Below are 18,898 nucleotides of genomic sequence, written 5' to 3'. Positions count from 1 at the left end.
GCCGTACCGTCTTGGTGTCATCCGCAACGGTGTGAGCCGGCCCCCCGGGGAAGTGCCCATGTTCTCAGAACGGCGGATCGGACTTGTGTGTATCGGCCGGCTGGAGGAACAGAAGGACCCGCTCAGATTCCTCGACATCGTTCACCAGCTCGGCCGCACTTTGGGCGACCCTGTCTCGGCCACATGGATAGCGCCAGGTGACGGCTCGCTGAAGCGGCAGTTCCTCGACCGACGGAAGGCGCTTGGCCTAAGCGGAACGGTCGAGCTGATCGTTGGGGGGAGTCACTCTGCAACTCGTGAAATAGTTGCGAGGTCCAAGGTCTTCATGCTGACCTCGAGGTGGGAAGGACTTCCCCTGTCCGCGCTCGAAGCGCTGGCCAGCGGAACTCCTGTCGTGACCACTCCATGCGGAGAGATCGGTGACATAGTTTCGAGGTCCAGTTGCGGGGCAACGTTCACGGACGACACCGACGCCGATATGAGCCTTCTCGCGAACTTGCTGAACAGCCGGTCAGCATGGACAACAGCGTCATCGAACGCTCTGGTGACAGCCAGTGCGTACTCGGAAGATGCCATGTTCGATGCCATAGCTCAGCTCTACGCAACTGTGGCGACAGTGAGGTCGAAATGCGCATAATGATGACCGGTCATTCCGGTTACCTAGGCGCAGAGATGGTGCCACATCTGCTCGCTTACGGCCACGAAGTCATCGGACTGGACACGAACTACTACTCGTCGGGGAACTTCGTCGCGCCGCCGGATCCCATACCGGCACTGGACATCGACATACGCGACGTGGAGCCGCGACACCTCGAGGGGTTCGATGCTGTTGTACATCTTGCAGCACTCTCGAATGACCCGGTGGCCCAGCTCAATCCAACGCTCACATACGACATAAACCTGCACGCCAGTGTTCGCCTGGCCCAGGCGGCGAAACAAGCGGGGGTGTCGCGGTTCCTCTTCTCATCTTCGTGCAGCCTGTACGGGAGTGGTGGTGGCGAGGCTCTCGCCGAAGACGCGCCGCTTCGACCCGTCACGCCTTACGGTGAGTCGAAAGCCCGCACCGAGTCTGCAGTGAGTCGTCTAGCAGACGACGGCTTTTCACCTACCTACCTGAGAAACGCGACGGCATACGGCTTCTCGCGCCGTCTTCGTGCCGACGTCGTGGTCAACAACCTGGTGGGGCACGCAGTCACCACCGGTCGCGTCCATCTGATGAGCGACGGGGAGTCATGGCGCCCCCTGGTTCATGTGCTCGACATTGCGCACGCTTTCAGCCAAGTGCTCGCCGCACCGAGGGACATGGTGCACGACCAGGCGTTCAACGTGGGCCGCAGTTCGGAGAATTACCGGATCCGTGACGTCGCCAAACTCGTCGCGGACACCGTCGCGGGCAGCTCCCTCGAGTTCGGCCCCGGTGCGGGAAGCGACGTGCGGAACTACGTCGTCGACTTCACCAAGATCGAGACAACGCTTCGGGGGTATGAGCCCCGGTGGTCTGTCGATCGAGGAATCAGCCAACTGTACGAGTGCTTCCGTGAGCACATGACCGCAACGCTCTTCACAGGACCGGCTTACGTGCGTCTACGCACCCTGCAGGAGTTGCGTGACAAAGGTCTTCTCGACGAAGACCTCAGATGGGTCGAGGAGGGTGTCATATGAAAGCAGTAATACTGGCTGGCGGCAGAGGGACGCGGATCAGCGAAGAGTCCCAAGATAGGCCGAAGCCGATGGTGGAGATAGGCGGCCATCCCATCATCTGGCACATCATGAAGATCTACGAGTCAGCAGGTTTCAACGAGTTCATCGTGTTGCTTGGCTACAAGGGCTACATGATCAAGGAGTACTTCGCGAACTACTTCCTGCACACGACGGACGTCACCATCGACCTCGAGACCGACACCGTCAGCACGTTGAATTCGCGAAGTGAGCCCTGGAAGGTCACGCTGCTGAACACCGGTTTGAATACCATGACCGGCGGGCGCCTCCTGCGGGCGAGGGACTACATCGGTAACGACACTTTCTCGTTCACGTACGGCGACGGTGTTGCGAACATCGACGTGAATGACGTCGTTGCCTTCCACAAGAATTCCGGCTCGATCGCGACGGTCACGGCGGTACAGCCGCCAGGTCGGTTTGGCACACTAGACATCAGCGACGGCTATGCCGCGTTCAGCGAGAAGCCACAGGGAAGCAGTGGCTGGGTGAACGGTGGGTTCTTCGTCGCATCGCCGAAGATCCTCGATTACATCGACGGTGACAGCACGTTACTCGAGCAACAGCCGCTGGAGCGGCTGTCCGCTGAAGGCCAGCTCACTGCGTACAAGCATCAAGGTTTCTGGCGCGGGATGGACACGATCTGGGACAAGATCTACCTGAATGATCTGTGGGCGCAGGGGGATCCGCCTTGGAAGCGATGGGATTCCGAATGAGGCCCTCATCGGTTGAAGCGGAGTGTGAAGCGGTCACCACTGACTATGACGTGCCGATACCGGTATACCGGCCCTATCTGGGCGATGACATCAAGAGCGCAGCGGTCGACGCGCTGTCCGCAGGTTGGCTGGGAATGGGCAAGCTGAGCCAGGAGTTCGAATGCGCCGTCGAGCGCTTCCTCGGGCTCCAGCAGCGTCGGGTCGTGTCCACAAATTCCTGCACCGAGGCCCTACATCTTGCGGGGCGGCTGATCGGGCTCCAACCCGGTGACGAAGTCATTGCTCCGTCGTTCACGTACGTGGCCGGGCACCAAGCGATCAGTCGCACCGGCGCGTCGATCGTATTCTGCGACGTGGAGAACCGGTTCCTGAGCATCGACCCCGAACGAGTGCTGGGCCTGATCACTCCGAGGACCAAGGCGATCCTAGCGGTCGATTATCTGGGGTTGCCCTGTTACCTGGACGATTTGATGTCAATCGCCCGTGAGTATGGGTTACGGGTCATCGAGGATGCGGCGCATGCCTTCGGTACTGTCCGCAGCGGCGGGCAAATCGGCGCGGTCGGCGACATCACCTGTTTCAGTTTCGGCCCCGTCAAGATGATCACCACTCTCGAAGGGGGCGCGATCATCACGCCGGACCCAGCGGACCGGCAAACGTTGCACGAGTTGCGCCACCTTGGTATCGACTCCGATACAGACGCGCGTTACAGAAACCAACGCAACTGGGATTTCAACGTTGTACGGCAAGGATATCGATGCCACCTCGGCTCCGTTCCCGCCGCCATCGGCTTGGCGCAGTTGTCGAGAGTCGACGAGTTCATCTCGAACCGGCAATCGTACTGTCGGTATTACGACGAAGGATTCAGCGGTATTCCGGACATAAAGCTCTTCGACACCGACTGGGAGGGCATTGCGCCCTACATATACGTGATCAGGGTCCGGAACGGTGAGCAGCGAGCCAGCTTGATCGAACACCTCAAACAGTACGGAATATCAACGGGAATCCACTTCATCGGTGCACACCATTTCAGCTTCTACGAGCGTTGCGCCCGGGGGGGATTGGACGTCACGGAGACTGTGGCTGAACAGGTCTTGACGCTCCCGCTGCACCCGTATATGGACAAGTCGACGCTCGACCGGGTTATTGAAGCGGTGCGCGCCTTCTTCGGAGCCGGTGATTCCGTGTCGACCGTCTTTCGAGGAAGACGGTCGACCGATGCGGTGAAACGATCAGCAACGGCGTGATCGCCACCGTTCCAGATCAGTCGCGAGGGGTGCGGAGTCCCCCGGTGACTACTGTGCGGACCCCCGCATGGGATGCCCCCTCCGCGGCTGCGCCCCGAGTGGTTCTCTACTCCCTCGTGCTGTCGGGCTCATCATTCGGTTTGGCGCTTCTCTCGAAGTTCGGACTCGCTGAGGTGGTTCCGGCCGGACCCCGTGCGGTCGTCGTCGTGCTCGCCGCGATCACACTCCCGGGACTCCCCATCGCGGCGGTACTTCGACTGCCGCGGAACGGTATTTTCGCAAGCGTTGCGACAGGTGTCTCGCTGGCGACCACCCTGCTCGTTTCTCAGGCGGGCACAGTGATCGGCCTCGGGCAACCGTATTTCTCTCAGACGGTGATAGTCGTCGTCACCTGGATTGCTGTCGCAGTACTCGTCGACAGGCGGCGTCCTGCCTCGGAGCTGAAAAGTGGCTCGCCGATGCTGGCTTCGAGTCGCGCGAAACGCATTGCATGGCGTAGGCGAGGATCACGTGCGATCCTGCTCGTCGCGTCGTCCGTCCTCTTTCTCAGCGCCGTTGCGAGGCTGGAGACCCAGCACAGTAATGCCTTCGGCATCATCGGAATCCTCGGTGTCGAATACTTCATCGGGCTTGCCCTTCTGTGCGTGGTGCTCGGCGCCGAGTATCGCGGCGCGGTCATCGACCCGATGACGATCGCAGCGTCGAACGTCATGCTGATCGTGTACACGGCGATGCCCGTAGCGTGGGCCGACCGCACCGCCCCGTTCGCGACCGCCTATGTCCACCGCCATATCGCAAATTGGATCGCAGAGATCGGCACGCTCCCTCCGGCTGTTGATGCGCGTATGAGCTGGGCGGGGTTCTTCTCCGGCGCAGCGCAATTGATGAAAGTTGGGTCACTACCGGATAGCGACACATTCGTCGTCAACGCGTCGCTGTTCTTCGGGGTGTTGATGATTTACCCCGTGTACGCCATTGGCATCTCGGTCAGCGGCAACCCACGGGCTGCATGGGTGGGCGTGACGATCTACATACTTTTCAACTGGTACCAGCAGGACTACTTCGCACCCCAAGCGGTAGCCATGCAACTGTATGCGACGGTACTGGCGGTGCTCCTGTGGCAACTCCGCGGCGCGGAAGTGCCATCTCTGGTCAAGAGACGCCTGACCGGGACTCTTGCGGTGGTCAAGCGCATGCCCGGACGAGTCGTCGGCAGGGACCGTCGTTGGTACCACGCGATGGAGGTCGTCCTCCTTCTGTTGATCAGTGCAATAGTTGTCTCGCACCAATTGACCCCTTTAGTCGTTATTGCCGCGGCCTCACTCTTCTCCGCGCTCGGAGTAACGCGCTACAAGATCTTGTGGTCGGCCGCCATCGTGGTCTTCACCGCGTGGTTCACGTACGGTGCAGACAACTTCTGGGAGGGACACCTCCGTGAGGTGCTTGCAGAAGTGGGTGGCGTCACCGAAAGCGTTGGTGCGAGTGTCTCGGCGCGCGTATCCGGCGACCTTGTCTACAGCCGTATGCAGTACCTGAGAATAGTCGCCGCAGCGTCGTTGTTCGTGATCGGCGCGTTCGGATGGCGAAGAATCGGTCGTGACAAATGCCGGCCGATACTTGCGGCACTCGCTCTCGTTCCGTTCACATTGATCTTGGTGCAGAGCTACGGAGGCGAGGTGGTCATTCGTTGCTTCCTCTATGCGTCGCCTGTCCTCGCACCGCTCGCCGCATGGGCCTTACAGTCATTGGTCCGAGCCCGGCCTCGATCGGAATCCGGCTCAAAAAAGCCCGTCGCCGTTGCGGCTTTACTGTTCTTCGCCCTGGCAGTCGTAGCCACGACGAACCGGGGGCTGAACACATCCTTCGAGCACACGACTTATGAAGAACTCTCTATCGCCACCCGAGTCGTCGATGCAGTCGGATCCGACGATGTCGCCTACTGGGGCCCAGGATCACTGATGGGTACGCCGAAAAGTTATGACCTCGGCCCAAATTGCATAGAATCCAATAGGAAGCTGGCGGAATGTACCGCCGACGAAGGTCTTCCCTATGTTGTCCTCACACGCCAAGACGAGAAGTTCCTCCAGTACAGGTTCGGCGTCGAGCCCGACGATTTCGGCGAGGCCATCCTTCAGCTGGTCACGGACAAGAATTACGACCTCATCTACGACGGGGAGTACATCGACGTCCTGAGGCGACCGGATGCTCCTCGTATAGAGCTGGGGGTAGGACAGTGAACGTACTTGCTGGTGTCTTCGTCGTGTGCGGGGTGTTGTACGCGCTCACGAGTTACTCACGCGAGCTGGCGACCGGTTCGGCGCGGAAGGCGCGCGCTCAGGTTCTGAACGCCTTGCTGGTGGTCAGTACGATTTGCGCCACGCTTCTCGCCGTAGTGCTTTCCGTCGTGCACATGATCCTGTCGATCTAGACGCTGAGGAAGGCCGAATATGCACAGTTTTGAGAGGCCGGAAATGCTACAGCGCTGCATGTCGGTGGTCATAGTGACCGTCCTGCTCATCGTAATCGGTACGGGCAGTCTGCCTTCGGTCAGCAGTGCGCCGGACGAGGGTGAATGGGCGCTGATTTTCCGCGATGATTTCGACAAGGCCGCCCCTCTGGGCAGCTGGGCGAATGACTGCGACGCAGGACGGGTCGTGTATAGGGGGCAGCAGGGCCAACAATGGCTGACATATCCGCGTTGTTTCACGGATACCGCAGAAGGCCGGCCCTATCGAGCCGACGAGGTCCTCAGTGTGGGCGACGGCTACTTGAGGTTCCATCTGGACTCTGTCGACGGGCAGCCGGCGGGGGCCAATCCGTCACCGATCATCAAGGACGGCAGCCAGTATCAGTTGTATGGTCGCTACTCGGCGAGAATGCGGGTGGATACGCCGACTATGAGCGAGTACTACGTTGCCTGGCTGCTCTGGCCGCAATCGGAGCGGTGGCCCGCAGACGGCGAGCTGGACTTTCCAGAAGGGTATTTAGACGGGACAGTCAACGGTTTTCAGCATTACGCCGGCTCGGGGGCGTGTCGAGATTGCGCGAAGCATGTTGATACTGGGGCGCAGTTCATCGACTGGCATGTTTACACCATCGAATGGTCGCCGGGCCGAGTGCGTTACTTGTTGGACGGAGCGGTCGTCCTCGATAGCACTGAGTGGGTGCCAACCACTCCCATGCGGTGGCAATTGCAGACCGAGACGCGCGGAGATGGAGACAACCGAGGTCAGCTCCTCGTCGACTGGGTCTCCGTCTGGTCTTACGTCGGATAGACGGCGTCCAGGCTAGAGATAGGATTGGAATGGAACAGCCTACCGTGCCGAAGATTTCGTTGATCATATGCGCTTACACCGACCGGCGATGGCCCGATCTGGTTCGATCGGTTGACGCAGCGACTGAAGCGCTCGCAGACGGTGACCAACTGATTCTGGTCATCGACCACAATGAGGTCCTGCTCGCGCGCGCTCGCGGTGCGTTTCGCTCGACCGGCGGGCTCGATGTCGTGGTGACCCCGAATACCGATGTGCGTGGCCTCTCGGGCGCCCGAAACAGTGGGATCGCATACGCGACCGGTGACATCGTTGCGTTCGTCGACGACGATGCCGCCGTACAGGGCGGGTGGCGAGCAGCCCTCGTTGCGCACTATCGGGGTGCAGAGGTCACAGTGGTGGGGGGATATGCGGAACCGGTGTGGCCTGATGGCCGACCAAGATGGCTACCCCAGGAATGCGACTGGGTGGTCGGCTGCAGTTATGCAGGCCTTCCCCGGGAGGTGTCACCCGTACGGAATGTCATGGGTTGCAACATGTCGTTCAGACGCGAGTCACTCACTGCCGTGGGCGGGTTCAATACCGGCCTCGGGCGCGTGGGCAGTTACCCTGTCGGCTGCGAGGAAACGGAGATCTGCGTCCGCATTGCCCAGCGATGGCCGTCGAAGACGATCGTGTTCGAGCCGAAAATGCGGGTACGCCATTATGTTTCCCCTGACCGCGTCAATCTTCGCTACTTCATCAGAAGATGCGCGGGAGAAGGTGTTTCCAAGCGGCGCATGGTAGCGCTGGTCGGGCGAGGGGATGCAACCAGAACCGAACGTGCCTACTTGTCGAGGACCGTGCCAGTGGCAATGATGCGCGGCCTCCGCGAAGCGGTATCCGGAGGCCCCAGCAGGGAGCTCGCCGGTATTGCGCGGTCAGCGGTGATCGCATTGTCGGTGATGACCGCTGCAGGAGGCTACGTATACGCGCTGCTGCATGACTGGTGGGACTCCCAGTTGTGGAGGGACGCAAGGTCCGATGGCTTCCTTCGCTGATATAAGGCATCGGCCCAGCGGTCTGGCCTCCGACTCGACAGCTATCGTCGCCACCTACTTCCTCACCGCGGCGGCAGGCATGTTGTTCTGGGTCGTCGCCGCGCGTTCGATCCCCGCGGCCGAGTTGGGCCTCCAAACGGCGCTCATCTCGTTGATCACGACGGTCGGCACGGTCACTGCCTACGGGGTCGGTAGCGCCTTCAAGGCGATGTTGGCAGTGCCCGAGTGCCCCCGTAGGAAGCGACTGCTCGACGGCGTCATGATCACGCTCGCGGTGTCGGCCACGGTCGGTGTACTCGCTGCCCTGCTCGTCATCGGAGGCGCCATCCCAGGCGGTGCGGCGATAGCGATCATGGTCGCAGCCGGATCCGTGACCATGGCCTTCTTCGTCCTGAAGGATGCTGCCCTCATCGGCTTACACGCTGCCCAATGGCTGCCCTGTCTGAACCTCTTGACGGTGGCAGCCAAGGTCGCTTTCGTCTTGCTTGCGGCGACGATTCCGTTAGCCACCGTCTGGGCGACGGTCATACCCGCGACCGCCGCCGCGGGAATCGCCTTCATGGTCCTCGTGCCACGCGCGGTCCTGCGCCATCACCAGTGGCATGCTGATCTGCCGGTGGACCCGCGTTTGACGCGCAGGGCGTTGACGGTGTTCGCCTATCGTGACGGCCTGGCGAGCACCACCTCTTTCGGCCTGATCCTGGCGTTGCCGTTCCTGACAACATGGTTGGCCGGGCCGGTGGCCGGTGCCACTGTGGCAGTGGCGTTCGCGGTCGCGCAGGCGTTGGACTTTGTTCCAGACGGCATGGGAGCGGCGCTTACAGCGCACATGGCGAAGGACCCCGCCAAGGCTATCGGCCACGTCCGTCGCATTTGGATCATTTCACAGGCAGCAGTGGTGTTGGGCGCCCTTGTGATCGTGCTCGGAGCTTCATTGGTGGGACAGCTGTTCGGCGGAGACTACCGCGGTGCGGAGTTCCAGCGGTGTTTGATCGTGTTGGCTCTGGCCTCGGTGCTACGGGTCCCGTACTCACTCTGGATGTCAGTGCTGCGGGCAGCGCTGGAAACTGGAAAGGTGTTGCGGATCAACAGCATCGCGTTCGCGATAGCCGTGCCGGTGGTTATCTGCATGACACGGATGTGGGGTAGCGTCGGTGCAGCGTCCGGGCTTGCATTTGTATCGGCGATTCTCGGCGCGGTCGGCGCCTGGGACCTGCACCGACGGTGGCTCCACTAGCCACCGCTTGACCCTCTCCTCGGGGGAGACCTCACGCTCAAGTCATGACAGTCCACAAGAGCACCAAAGTGATCAGGACCGATTGGGTCGATCTTCCCGACGCGGTCAGGACATACCTTGCCGCCCACCGCGTTCGTGACGTCGACACGGCCATCGCCACCTTCACCGCCGACGCCGTCGTGACCGATGAGGGCCGCACCTACCGCGGCCGGGACGAGATCGTCGACTGGCTGGGCGCCGCGGCAAGGGAGTACACGTTCACCACCGACTTCACCGATGCCACCGTGACCGGCGGGGCGTATGCCGATGTGGTCCAGCACCTGGAGGGCGACTTCCCCGGTGGAGTGGCCGACCTGCATTTTCGGTTCACCCTGGACGGCGGCCTCATCAGCCGGCTGATCATCGAGCCTTAGTCCGATGACGAGGAACTATTTCATCACCGGCGGCACGCCGGGCGGATTCGGTATGGCGTTCGCGGAAGCGGCTCTGGAGGCCGGGGACCGCGTGGTGCTCACCGCGCGGCGGCCCGCCGAGTTACACACGTGGGCAAGGGCTTACGGCGATCGCGTGCGCGTCGTGCCGTTGGACGTCACCGATGCGGATCAGGTGCGGGAAGCGGTGGCGGCGGCCGAGGACTTCGGGGGTATCGACGTGCTGGTGAACAACGCCGGCCGCGGCTGGTACGGCTCCATCGAGGGTATGGCGGACTCCGATGTGCGTGCGATGTTCGAGCTGAACTTCTTCGCCGTTCTCTCGGTCATCCGCGCCGCGCTGCCCGGGATGCGCGCGCGGGGCGGCGGGTGGATCGTGAACATGTCGTCGGTCGCGGGCATGAGCGGCGTCACCGGGTTCGGCTATTACAGCGCAACGAAATTCGCCGTCGAAAGTGTCACCGAGGTGCTGCGCGAAGAGGTCGCGCCGTTCGGCATCAAGGTGATGGCGGTCGAGCCCGGGGCCTTCCGCACGCGTGCCTATGCCGGGTTCGCCGACGAGCCCGTCGCGGAGTCCCTCGTGGAGTACCGGCCCATGCTGGAGGCGGTTCGCGACGCGATGGTCGCGCAGGACGGTGCGCAACCCGGCGATCCCCGCCGTGGGGCACGCGCGGTCATCGCGGCCATGGCCCAGGATCCGCCGCCACGGCGGCTGGTGCTCGGTGGCGACGGGTTCGACGTCGTGGTGGCGACGCTCGAGAGCACGCTCGCCGAGATCCGCGAATACGAAGCGCTCTCCCGGGGCGCCGATTTCCCCGCCGGGTAACCGGCGCGCCGTTCGGCGCGGATGTGCGACTTTCCCGGTGAACATCCTCCATATGTAATATATTGCATTTCGATATCCCGTCGCGACAACGAGAGGTCCACGACAGATGAACAAATCGCTACTCGCCGCGCTCGGCCTGATGGCCGCGGCGGCCATGACCGCGGGCTGCGGCGGCGCTGCGGCTGAACAGCCTGCGGCTGAAGGCAACAAGCCCACGGTGGTGCTGGTCCACGGAGCGTTCGCCGACTCCTCGAGCTGGAACGGCGTGATCAAGATCCTCGAAAGCGACGGCTATCCGGTCATCGCCGCCGCCAACCCGCTGCGCGGCCTGCAGCCCGACGCCGACTACGTGCGCAGCATCCTCGACAGCGTCTCCGGCCCGGTGGTCCTGGCCGGTCATTCGTACGGCGGGTCGGTGATGAGCGAGGCCGCCGACGGCCACCCGAACGTCAAGGCGCTGGTGTACATCGCCAGCTTCATCCTCGAGGCGGGGGAGAGCACCGGGCAGCTGGCCGGCAAGTTCCCCGGAGCCCAACTCGGATCCGCCCTGCGCACGGTGAAGTACCCGCTCCCCGGCGGCGGGCTGGCCGACGACCTGTACATCAGGTCAGACGAGTTCCAGCGGGTGTTCGCCGCGGACGTACCCGCCGACGTCGCCGCTCTGATGGCCACGACCCAGCGGCCCATCGCCGCAGCCGCACTGGAGGATCCGGCGACGAAGACGGCCTGGAAGACCATCCCGTCGTGGAACATGGTCACCCTTCAAGATCTCGCCATCCCCGCCGACTCGATGCGCTTCATGGGGGAGCGGGCGAACGCGCAGAACGTGGAGATCGAGGCCTCCCACGCCGTCACCGTCTCCCAGCCCGCAGCCGTTGCGGACCTGATCGACACGGCGGCCGGGGCGAGCACCACGTGAGATCGGCTGCGTGTCAGGCCTGCACCGTCGTCGCGAGGTGAAACACCGGCCAGCCGATCTCCGTGCGCCACGTCGACGGATCCGCGCTGTCCCGCGGGCCGACCGTGTAGATCTCGTGGATCGGTCCGGCGACGGCCAGGGCGTGCTCGACCACCCAGGCGCCGAGACGGCCGTACGTGACGTCGATGTCGTCGTGCGGTCCGGGGTGGACGGTGACGGCGAGGTCTGCCGATGGGAGGTCGACGGCCCGGATGCGTCCGGACGGGCGGGGCGAGCGGACCGGCCGGTAGACGGTGAAGGCGCCGGCGCCGTGGGTGAACAGCTCGTTCGCGTACTGCCCGCCGGGTGGTCCGGTGCGTTCCGAGGGCGGGAAGGCCGCGTCCAGTTCGACCATCGCGGCGTCGTACCAGGCAAGGGATTCGTCGAGGTGAACGTGCCCGCTGATCGCCGCGACGGTGCGGGCCGGTACCGAGCGCATCTCGACGTCGAGGTGCCCGGGCTCGGGGCGCATCAGTCGGCGCAGTGAGACGACCGCAGCCCGGGTGCGGTCCAACTCCGCTTCCAGGCGTGTGAGATGGCCCGCGATCACCTCGGCCCGATCCCGGGGGTCCTCGGTGGCGAGAATGGCCTCGACCTCGGACAGCGGGACGTCGAGCTGGCGGAGACGGCTGGATGACCTGCGCGGTCGGGATCTGCTCCGGCGAGTAATACCGATAGCCAGTGAACGGGTCCACCGTCGCGGGTTCGAGCAGTCCGGCCTCGTGGTAGCGGCGCAGCGTGCGCACGCTCAAGCGCGTCAACGCGGCGAATTCTCCGATGGTCAGTCCGGAACGCATGGCTGGGGCTCCTTTGGCGTTCTCCACAAGGGAGACCTCGCAAGCGAGATGCAATCTATCGGCGAAAGGACTGGAATGCACCTGCAATTGGTGCCCGACGACGACATCGACGACGACATCGACAAGGACATCACTGAACGCGCCGTGGCGCGCTGCGGCACCACACACGATCCGAGGCTGGCGGAGCTCATGCAGGCGGTGGTGCGCAACCTGCACAACTTCGCTCGCGAGGTGCGGCTGACGGAGCCCGAATGGATGGCCGCGATGCAGTGGCTCGCCCGCACCGGGCGGATCAGCGACCACACGCGCGCGGAGTTCATCCTCGCTTCGGACGTGCTGGGCCTGTCGATGCTCGTCGTCGACATGAACCACCGCCTCGACCCGGGCGCCACTCCCGCGACAGTGCTGGGACCGTTCCACATTGCGGGTTCACCGGAACTGGCGTACGGGGGCGACATGTCCGACGGGCTGCCCGGTGTGCCGCTGTTCGTCACCGGCATGGTCCGTGACCTCGACGGCGACGCGGTCGGCGGGGCGGTGCTCGACGTGTGGCAGGCCGACCCGGAGGGAACCTACGAGTCCCAGCTCGACGTGAACGAGACAAGGCTGCGCGCGAAGTACACCTCGAAGCCGGACGGGGCGTACTGCCTGCGGACGGTCGCACCCCGCGGCTACACCATCCCGATGGACGGTCCTGTCGGAGAGCTCATCTCGCACACCGACATCAGGCCGTTCCGTCCCGCACACATCCATTTCCTGATCGACGTGCCGGGCTACGAACCGCTGACCACCCACCTGTTCCAGAAGGGTGCGAAGTACCTCGACAGTGACGTCGTGTTCGGTACGAAGGGTGGTCGAGTTCGAGCGGCGCGAGCCGGGTCCCGCCCCGGACGGGGGCACGTGGAACGCGCCGTGGCTCCTGGCGACGTACGACTTCATCCTGCAGCCGAATTGCTGACTCGCCGAACATGATTGGACACCGACATGCTTGACGAACATTACGACTACGTGGTGATCGGCGCCGGATCGGCCGGTTGTGTGATCGCCACGCGGCTCTCGGAGGACCCGGCCACCCGGGTCCTGCTACTCGAATCCGGGCAGGCCGACACCCGACCCGAGATCGCCGCGCCACCGGCATGGCCGGCGCTGTGGGGCACCGAGGTCGACTACGGCTACCGCACCGTTGCGCAGCCGGGAACCGTTGGGCTCGAACACAACTGGCCGCGCGGGCACACGCTCGGCGGGAGCAGCAGTATCAACGCGATGGTGCACCTGCGCGGCCACCCGGACGACTTTGACAACTGGGCCAAGTCCGGCTGCACCGGCTGGGACTACGCGTCCGTGCTGCCGCACTTCCGGCGCATGGAGACGGTCAGCGGGGGCGATCCGCGTTATCGCGGCACCGACGGGCCGATGTCGCCGGCTCCGGCCTCCGCCGCCGACGCCAACCCGCTGTCGCAGGTCTTCCTCGACGGTGCGGCCGCGGTCGGGTTCCCGTCGACCGACGATTTCAACGGCGCCGTCGCGGAGGGCGCCGGCTGGCACGACCTGGCGATCTCCTCGGGCGCCCGGCAGAGCGTCGCCGCCGCGTACCTGCACCCGGTGGCCGAGCGCCGGCCCAACCTCACCGTCTCTACCGGGTCTCGCGCGCACAAGCTCCTGTTCGTCGGACAGCGTTGCGTCGCGGTGCGCTTCGAGCGGGACCGCGAATTGGTGTGTGCATACGCCGACACCGAGGTGGTGGTGAGCGCGGGTGCCGTGGACTCGCCCCGGTTACTGCTGCTGTCCGGCATCGGGCCCGCGGCCGAACTGGAAACCGCCGGCGTCGACGTCGTGCACGATCTGCCGGGGGTGGGACGCAATCTGCACGACCACCCGCTGTGCGGCGTCACCTACGAGGCGGCTCAGACGATCCCCGCGGGGCGGACCAACCACGCCGAGACGTCGATGCTGTGGCGCAGCGACGAATCGCTCACCGGTCCGGACATGCAGTTGATGTTCATCCACGTCCCGTTCCACCCCGCGCACCTCGCCGCGCCCGCGAACAGCTTCACCCTCGCGGTCGCCACGGTGCCCGATGCCCGCGGTTCGATCCGCCTCGCGGGACCGGACCCGGCGACTCCGCCGCTGATCGACCCGAACTACCTCGGGGCTGAATCCGATGTGCGCAGGATGATTCACGGATTGACCGTCGCCCGCGAGATCGCGGCCAGCGCACCCTTCGCGGCATGGCGCGGTCGCGAGGTGCTCCCCGGGCCGGACGTGACCGACAAGGCGGCGCTGCGGAACTTCCTCGCTGCCGCCACCAGCACCTACTACCACCCGGTCGGCAGTTGTGCGATGGGCACCGGCCCCGACGCGGTAGTCGACCCTGGGCTGAGGGTGCACGGTCTGGCCGGCCTGCGCGTGGCCGACGCCTCGATCATGCCCAGGATCGTGCCTGTCAACACGAACGCCGCGACCGTCATGATCGGTGAGAAGGCCGCCGACCTGATGCGGTCATGCGCCTGACCAGCGGTGATATACGATACGTTGCATGCCAGTGCCGGTGGAGCGGGGAAAACACACCCGGTCGTTGTTACGCGATCAGGCATATGTTTCGATCCGCGACGCCATAGTCAACGGCACCCTGGCGCCGGGGGAAAAGCTCCGTGACCCCGAGCTCGAGGAATGGCTGGGGATCAGTCGGACACCCATCCGGGAGGCGCTCGCGCGCCTGGAGGTCGCCGGTCTGGTGCACACCACGCCGGGGCGTTCGACGGTGGTGTCGTCTATCGAACGGCAGGCGGTGCTCAATGCTCAGAGTGTCGCCGCGGCGATGCACGCGCTTGCCGTACGCACGGCTGTTCCGCTGATGGGCGACAACGACTTCGAGTCGATGGCGCGGGCCAACGGGCAGTTCGCAGACGCCCTGGACCGTGGCGACGCCGACGCGGCGATCCGCAGCGACGACGAGTTTCACCGAGTGGCGGTGGTGGCATGCGAGAACGAGGTGATCGGACAGGTCCTCGAGCAGGTCACCCCGGTGCTCCGCCGCTTGGAGCACCTCCGCTTCTCATCGCTTTCCGGACGGGAGTCGATCGCCCAGCACGAGCAGATCATCGAACTGTGCCGTCAGGGTGACGCGGACGCGGCCGCCGAGGCGACCGAACGCAACTGGCAGACCCTCTCGCAGTTGGCGGCCGAATGCAAGGAGGCCGACATCAGCCGCGCGGACGCGGACTAGGCGTACCGACAACTACGCCGGGACCAGCTCCACACCCGACAGCGCCAGGGCGTTGTCGCGGCCGGGCGCGGTGATCGTCGCGACCAGCGTGTCGTTCTCTTTCCACACGTTGGCCCGCAGCGTCTCACCCGGGAAGACCACACCGGCGAACCGGGCGCCATAGGAACTCACCCGCGAGACGTCACCGTCGAGGAACGCATCCACGATCGCCTTGCACGCGATGCCGTATGTGCACAGCCCGTGCAGGATCGGTCGCGGAAACCCTGCTGCCGCAGCGAATTCCGGGTCGGAGTGCAGGGGGTTGCGGTCGCCGCACAACCGGTACAGCAGGGCCTGCTGCGGCAGGATCGGCAGGTCGATCTCGGCGTCGGGTGCGCGGTCCGGCGGTTCGGCCGACGTCGACGGGCCCCGTTCGCCACCGAATCCGCCCTCGCCGCGCGCGAAGATCGACCGCTTCTGCGTCCACAGCAGCGTGCCGTCGGGATCGGTGACCGTGGTCTCCGACCAGATGACCGCGGCCTTGCCCTTGTCCCAGATGTCGGTGAACCGGGTCACCGCCGTCCCGGTGCCCGACGGCGGGATCGGCCCAGGGACGGTCACCGCCTCGCTGCCGTGCAGCACCTTCGACAGCTCGATGTCGATACCGGGAAACTTCACCGACGGTGGTTCGGTCATGTGGAAGCTCTGCGCCACATTGCCGAACGTCGGCAGCACCTGCGGGGTGTTGTCCACCAGGTACTGCAGTTCGCGCGGATCCATCGGATCCACACCCGCGCCCAGGCCGAGGTGGTAGAGCTGCACATCGCTGCTCGTCCACGAGAACTCGGCGGGGGGCAGCTCGGCGCCCAGCGCCTCGTCCAGGTTGATCGGCACGGCGTCAGTTCTTTCCGGCCGACGCCAGGTCGAGCGCCGCAAGGTAACCGAACGTCATCGCCGGGCCGATGGTCCCGCCCGGACCGGGATACGTGTGCCCCATGACCGGTGCGCTGACGTTGCCCGCGGCGTACAGACCCTCGATCACCGAACCGTCGTCGCGAAGCGCCCGGCCGTTGACGTCGGTGCGCACCCCGCCCTTGGTGCCGAGGTCGCCCGGCACCATCTTGGCCGCGTAGAACGGTCCGTGGCTGATCTCACCGAGGTTGGGGTTCGGCTTGTTGGTGGGGTCACCGTAGTAGCGGTCGTAGGCGCTCTCGCCGCGGTGGAAGTCGGCGTCGACGCCGGTGCGCGCGAAGCCGTTGAACCGCTCGATCGTCGCGCCCAGAGCATCGGCGGGCAGCCCGGTCTTCTCCGCCAGTTCCGCCAGACTGTCCGCCTTGACGATGACACCGGACTCCAGCCACTTGCGCGGAATCCGTTGTCCTGGCTGCAAACCGGCGAAGATGTAACGGTCGCGATACTGCTGGTCGAAGACCAGCCACGCCGGGATGTTCTCGCCGGGCCCTTGGCCCTGCCCGTATTGGCCGCCGTACATGTGGTGGCAGGCCTCGACGTAGGGCATCGATTCGTTCATGAACCGCTTGCCCGACATGTTGACGATGATGGAGCCGGGGGAGTTGCGCTCGGACAGGGCGAACCACGGCGCGCCGACCAGCGGCACCGTCGGGCCCCACCACGCGTCCTCCATGACATCCAATGCGGCGCCGAGCTTCTCGGCGGCCAGGATGCCGTCGCCGGTATTCGCCTGTGCGCCGACGGTCCACTCGGTGGTGATCGGGGCGCGCTGGTACTTCACCCGCATCTGCTCGTTGTGCTCGAAACCGCCGGAGCCCAGGATCACCCCTCGACGCGCGCGGATGAGCGTCGGCTCGTCGGATTCGGGAGCCGTCATATCGCGCACGTAGATCCCGCGGACCACGCCGTCTTCTACATACAGATCGGTCAGAGCGGTGTTGAGCAGCACCGGTACTCCGGCTTCGCGCAACGCGATCCGCAGCGGGGCGATCAGCGCGCGCCCCATCCCGACGAGGTTCTTGCCGGTGGCGTTGGCCCATACTGAGCGGACGCCGACCTTGAGGCTGCGCAGCACCCCGCGCGGGTGCCGCTTGAGCTGGTTGAGCCGCACGTAGTCCTGCTGCATGACCACCATGTTCATCGGCACCTTGCCGTACGGCGGTTCGAGGCCGGCCATGTCCTCGCCGAGCTTCTTGGCGTCGAACGGCTTGGGTTCCACCGACCGTCCGGTCGCCTTGCCGCCGGGCGCCTCGGGGTAGTAGTCGGCGTATCCCGGCACCCAGCACAGCTTCAGCGGCGAGTGCTCGAGCACGAACGACAGCATCTCCGGTCCGCGCTCGAGGTAGGTGTCGATGCGTTCCGGTTCGACGACATCGCCGATGATCGCGTGCAGGTACTGACGGGCCGCTTCGGGCGTGTCCTTGACCCCGTCACGCTTGAGGACTTCGCTGTTCGGGATCCATACGCCGCCACCTGACCGCGCAGTGGAACCCCCATAGTGCGGGGCCTTCTCAACGACTATCGTCGAGAGACCCCGATGAGCTGCGGTGAGGGCGGCGACCATGCCGGCCGCACCGCTGCCCACCACGACGACGTCGTACTCCTGTCCGGTCATGTAGAACACGTTATAGAATTGCCCGGCCGACCCACAACCGCGCCGGTCGACGAAACGAGGGGACTTCACCTAGATGCTCAGTTCCGAGGTGCGTGAGCAGCTGGCCGCCGACCTTGTCCAAGCCGAGCGCAGCCGGGTCTCGTTGAAACCCCTGACCGACCGCCACCCGGACATCGATGTCGTCGACGCCTACGAGATCCAGCTGATCAACATCCGCCAGAAGGTCGCCGAAGGCGCCCGCATCATCGGCCACAAGGTCGGCCTGTCGTCGGAGGCCATGCAGAAGATGATGGGCGTCGACGAACCCGATTACGGGCATCTCCTCGACGATATGGCTGTCTACGAGGACAAGCCCGTCGTATCGGCGAACTACCTCTATCCCCGCGTCGAGGTCGAGGTCGGTTTCATCCTCGCCGACGATCTGCCGGGCGCGGGCTGCACCGAGGAGGACGTACTCGCGGCCACCGCGGCGTTCGCCCCGGCGATCGAGTTGATCGACACCCGCATCAACGACTGGAAGATCAAGCTCTGCGACACGATCGCCGACAACGCCTCGTCGGCGGGTTGGGTGCTCGGCGAGGCACGGGTGTCACCCAAGGACATCGACATCAGATCCATCGACGCGGTGCTCACCAACAACGGTGAGACGGTCGCCGAGGGCCGCAGCGATGCGGTGCTGGGCAATCCGGTGACCGCGGTGGCATGGCTGGCCCGCAAGGTCGAGGGTTTCGGTGTGCGCCTGCGGGCCGGGGACATCGTGTTGCCGGGCTCGTGCACGCGTGCGATAGATGCACCTCCCGGGAGCCATTTCGTCGCCGACTTCGCCGGGTTAGGTTCAGTCCAACTCACTTTCGAGTGAGCTCTTC

The 18,898-nt window shown here is 64.6% G+C and carries 18 protein-coding genes and 2 pseudogenes; 16 read left to right on the top strand and 4 right to left on the bottom strand.

What is annotated here, in order from left to right:
• Window positions 1–58 precede the first annotated feature (58 nt).
• The 12 genes from I7X18_RS29720 to I7X18_RS24220 all read left to right on the top strand — a co-directional run bounded on the left by I7X18_RS29720 (window position 59) and on the right by I7X18_RS24220 (window position 11,404).
• Entirely contained in the window at window positions 59–637 is a 579-nt protein-coding gene (locus I7X18_RS29720) for a glycosyltransferase family 4 protein (protein ID WP_226863750.1), read from the top strand.
• Window positions 628–1,662 (top strand): NAD-dependent epimerase/dehydratase family protein, encoded by a 1,035-nt coding sequence (locus I7X18_RS24270; protein ID WP_193046539.1) that lies wholly within the window; start codon window positions 628–630, stop codon window positions 1,660–1,662. Before I7X18_RS29720 ends, I7X18_RS24270 begins: the two co-directional genes overlap by 10 nt.
• Entirely contained in the window at window positions 1,659–2,432 is a 774-nt protein-coding gene (rfbF, locus tag I7X18_RS24265; protein WP_193046538.1) for a glucose-1-phosphate cytidylyltransferase, read from the top strand. The genes I7X18_RS24270 and rfbF overlap by 4 nt, the downstream gene beginning before the upstream one ends.
• Window positions 2,429–3,679 carry a DegT/DnrJ/EryC1/StrS family aminotransferase gene (locus I7X18_RS24260; RefSeq protein WP_193046537.1) on the top strand — a complete coding sequence of 417 codons (1,251 nt, stop codon included), beginning with the start codon at window positions 2,429–2,431 and terminating at the stop codon, window positions 3,677–3,679. Before rfbF ends, I7X18_RS24260 begins: the two co-directional genes overlap by 4 nt.
• Before the next feature lie 206 nt (window positions 3,680–3,885).
• Complete coding sequence (locus I7X18_RS24255; protein WP_193046536.1) at window positions 3,886–5,916, top strand: hypothetical protein; 2,031 nt, start codon at window positions 3,886–3,888, stop codon at window positions 5,914–5,916.
• Window positions 5,913–6,107 carry a hypothetical protein gene (locus I7X18_RS24250; RefSeq protein WP_193046535.1) on the top strand — a complete coding sequence of 65 codons (195 nt, stop codon included), beginning with the start codon at window positions 5,913–5,915 and terminating at the stop codon, window positions 6,105–6,107. The genes I7X18_RS24255 and I7X18_RS24250 overlap by 4 nt, the downstream gene beginning before the upstream one ends.
• Before the next feature lie 19 nt (window positions 6,108–6,126).
• Window positions 6,127–6,954: a glycoside hydrolase family 16 protein gene (locus I7X18_RS24245; RefSeq protein WP_193046534.1), complete on the top strand. Its 828-nt coding sequence runs from the start codon at window positions 6,127–6,129 to the stop codon at window positions 6,952–6,954.
• Between the two features lie 29 nt (window positions 6,955–6,983).
• A complete protein-coding gene (locus tag I7X18_RS24240; protein WP_193046533.1) occupies window positions 6,984–7,991 on the top strand; it encodes a glycosyltransferase family 2 protein in 1,008 nt (335 codons plus the stop codon).
• A complete protein-coding gene (locus tag I7X18_RS24235) occupies window positions 7,975–9,228 on the top strand; it encodes a polysaccharide biosynthesis protein (protein ID WP_193046532.1) in 1,254 nt (417 codons plus the stop codon). Before I7X18_RS24240 ends, I7X18_RS24235 begins: the two co-directional genes overlap by 17 nt.
• 44 nt (window positions 9,229–9,272) lie before the next feature.
• Window positions 9,273–9,641 carry a nuclear transport factor 2 family protein gene (locus tag I7X18_RS24230; RefSeq protein WP_193046531.1) on the top strand — a complete coding sequence of 123 codons (369 nt, stop codon included), beginning with the start codon at window positions 9,273–9,275 and terminating at the stop codon, window positions 9,639–9,641.
• A 4-nt stretch (window positions 9,642–9,645) separates the two neighbouring features.
• Window positions 9,646–10,485 carry an SDR family NAD(P)-dependent oxidoreductase gene (locus I7X18_RS24225; RefSeq protein ID WP_193046530.1) on the top strand — a complete coding sequence of 280 codons (840 nt, stop codon included), beginning with the start codon at window positions 9,646–9,648 and terminating at the stop codon, window positions 10,483–10,485.
• Between the two features lie 106 nt (window positions 10,486–10,591).
• The gene (locus tag I7X18_RS24220; RefSeq protein ID WP_193046529.1) at window positions 10,592–11,404 is read left to right on the top strand and encodes an alpha/beta fold hydrolase; all 813 of its coding nucleotides are present in this window, start codon (window positions 10,592–10,594) and stop codon (window positions 11,402–11,404) included.
• Between the two features lie 13 nt (window positions 11,405–11,417).
• Here the strand turns inward: I7X18_RS24220 and I7X18_RS24215 are convergent, their stop codons facing one another.
• Both I7X18_RS24215 and I7X18_RS30010 read right to left on the bottom strand, forming a co-directional pair.
• Window positions 11,418–11,993 (bottom strand): GyrI-like domain-containing protein, encoded by a 576-nt coding sequence (locus I7X18_RS24215; RefSeq protein ID WP_319017987.1) that lies wholly within the window; start codon window positions 11,991–11,993, stop codon window positions 11,418–11,420.
• 139 nt (window positions 11,994–12,132) lie between these two features.
• Window positions 12,133–12,240: pseudogene (locus I7X18_RS30010) on the bottom strand (MerR family DNA-binding transcriptional regulator); the annotation flags it as partial.
• Window positions 12,241–12,315: 75 nt separating this feature from the next.
• On the opposite strand from I7X18_RS30010, the gene I7X18_RS24210 reads away from it, so the two are divergent.
• From I7X18_RS24210 to I7X18_RS24200, 3 genes and pseudogenes are all read left to right on the top strand, one after another.
• Window positions 12,316–13,212, top strand: coding sequence for a dioxygenase family protein (locus I7X18_RS24210; protein WP_198730473.1), 897 nt, complete (start codon window positions 12,316–12,318; stop codon window positions 13,210–13,212).
• Between the two features lie 12 nt (window positions 13,213–13,224).
• On the top strand, window positions 13,225–14,751 hold the full coding sequence (locus I7X18_RS24205) for a GMC family oxidoreductase (protein WP_193046528.1): 1,527 nt from the start codon (window positions 13,225–13,227) through the stop codon (window positions 14,749–14,751).
• Between the two features lie 25 nt (window positions 14,752–14,776).
• Window positions 14,777–15,462: pseudogene (locus I7X18_RS24200) on the top strand (GntR family transcriptional regulator); the annotation flags it as partial.
• Between the two features lie 16 nt (window positions 15,463–15,478).
• Here I7X18_RS24200 and I7X18_RS24195 read toward each other — a convergent pair.
• Window positions 15,479–16,339 (bottom strand): enoyl-CoA hydratase ChsH3, encoded by an 861-nt coding sequence (locus I7X18_RS24195; RefSeq protein WP_193046526.1) that lies wholly within the window; start codon window positions 16,337–16,339, stop codon window positions 15,479–15,481.
• A 4-nt stretch (window positions 16,340–16,343) separates the two neighbouring features.
• On the bottom strand, window positions 16,344–18,032 hold the full coding sequence (gene kstD / locus I7X18_RS24190) for a 3-oxosteroid 1-dehydrogenase (protein WP_193046525.1): 1,689 nt from the start codon (window positions 18,030–18,032) through the stop codon (window positions 16,344–16,346).
• A gap of 73 nt (window positions 18,033–18,105) precedes the next feature.
• Between kstD and I7X18_RS24185 the strand changes: the two genes are divergently transcribed.
• Window positions 18,106–18,891, top strand: a complete 786-nt coding sequence (locus I7X18_RS24185) for a 2-keto-4-pentenoate hydratase (protein WP_193046524.1) — start codon at window positions 18,106–18,108, stop codon at window positions 18,889–18,891.
• Window positions 18,892–18,898: the final 7 nt, after the last annotated feature.

The organism is Mycolicibacterium baixiangningiae, assembly GCF_016313185.1.
GTDB classification, from domain to species: Bacteria; Actinomycetota; Actinomycetes; order Mycobacteriales; family Mycobacteriaceae; genus Mycobacterium; species Mycobacterium baixiangningiae.
This window is presented reverse-complemented; position numbering and strand designations above follow the sequence as displayed.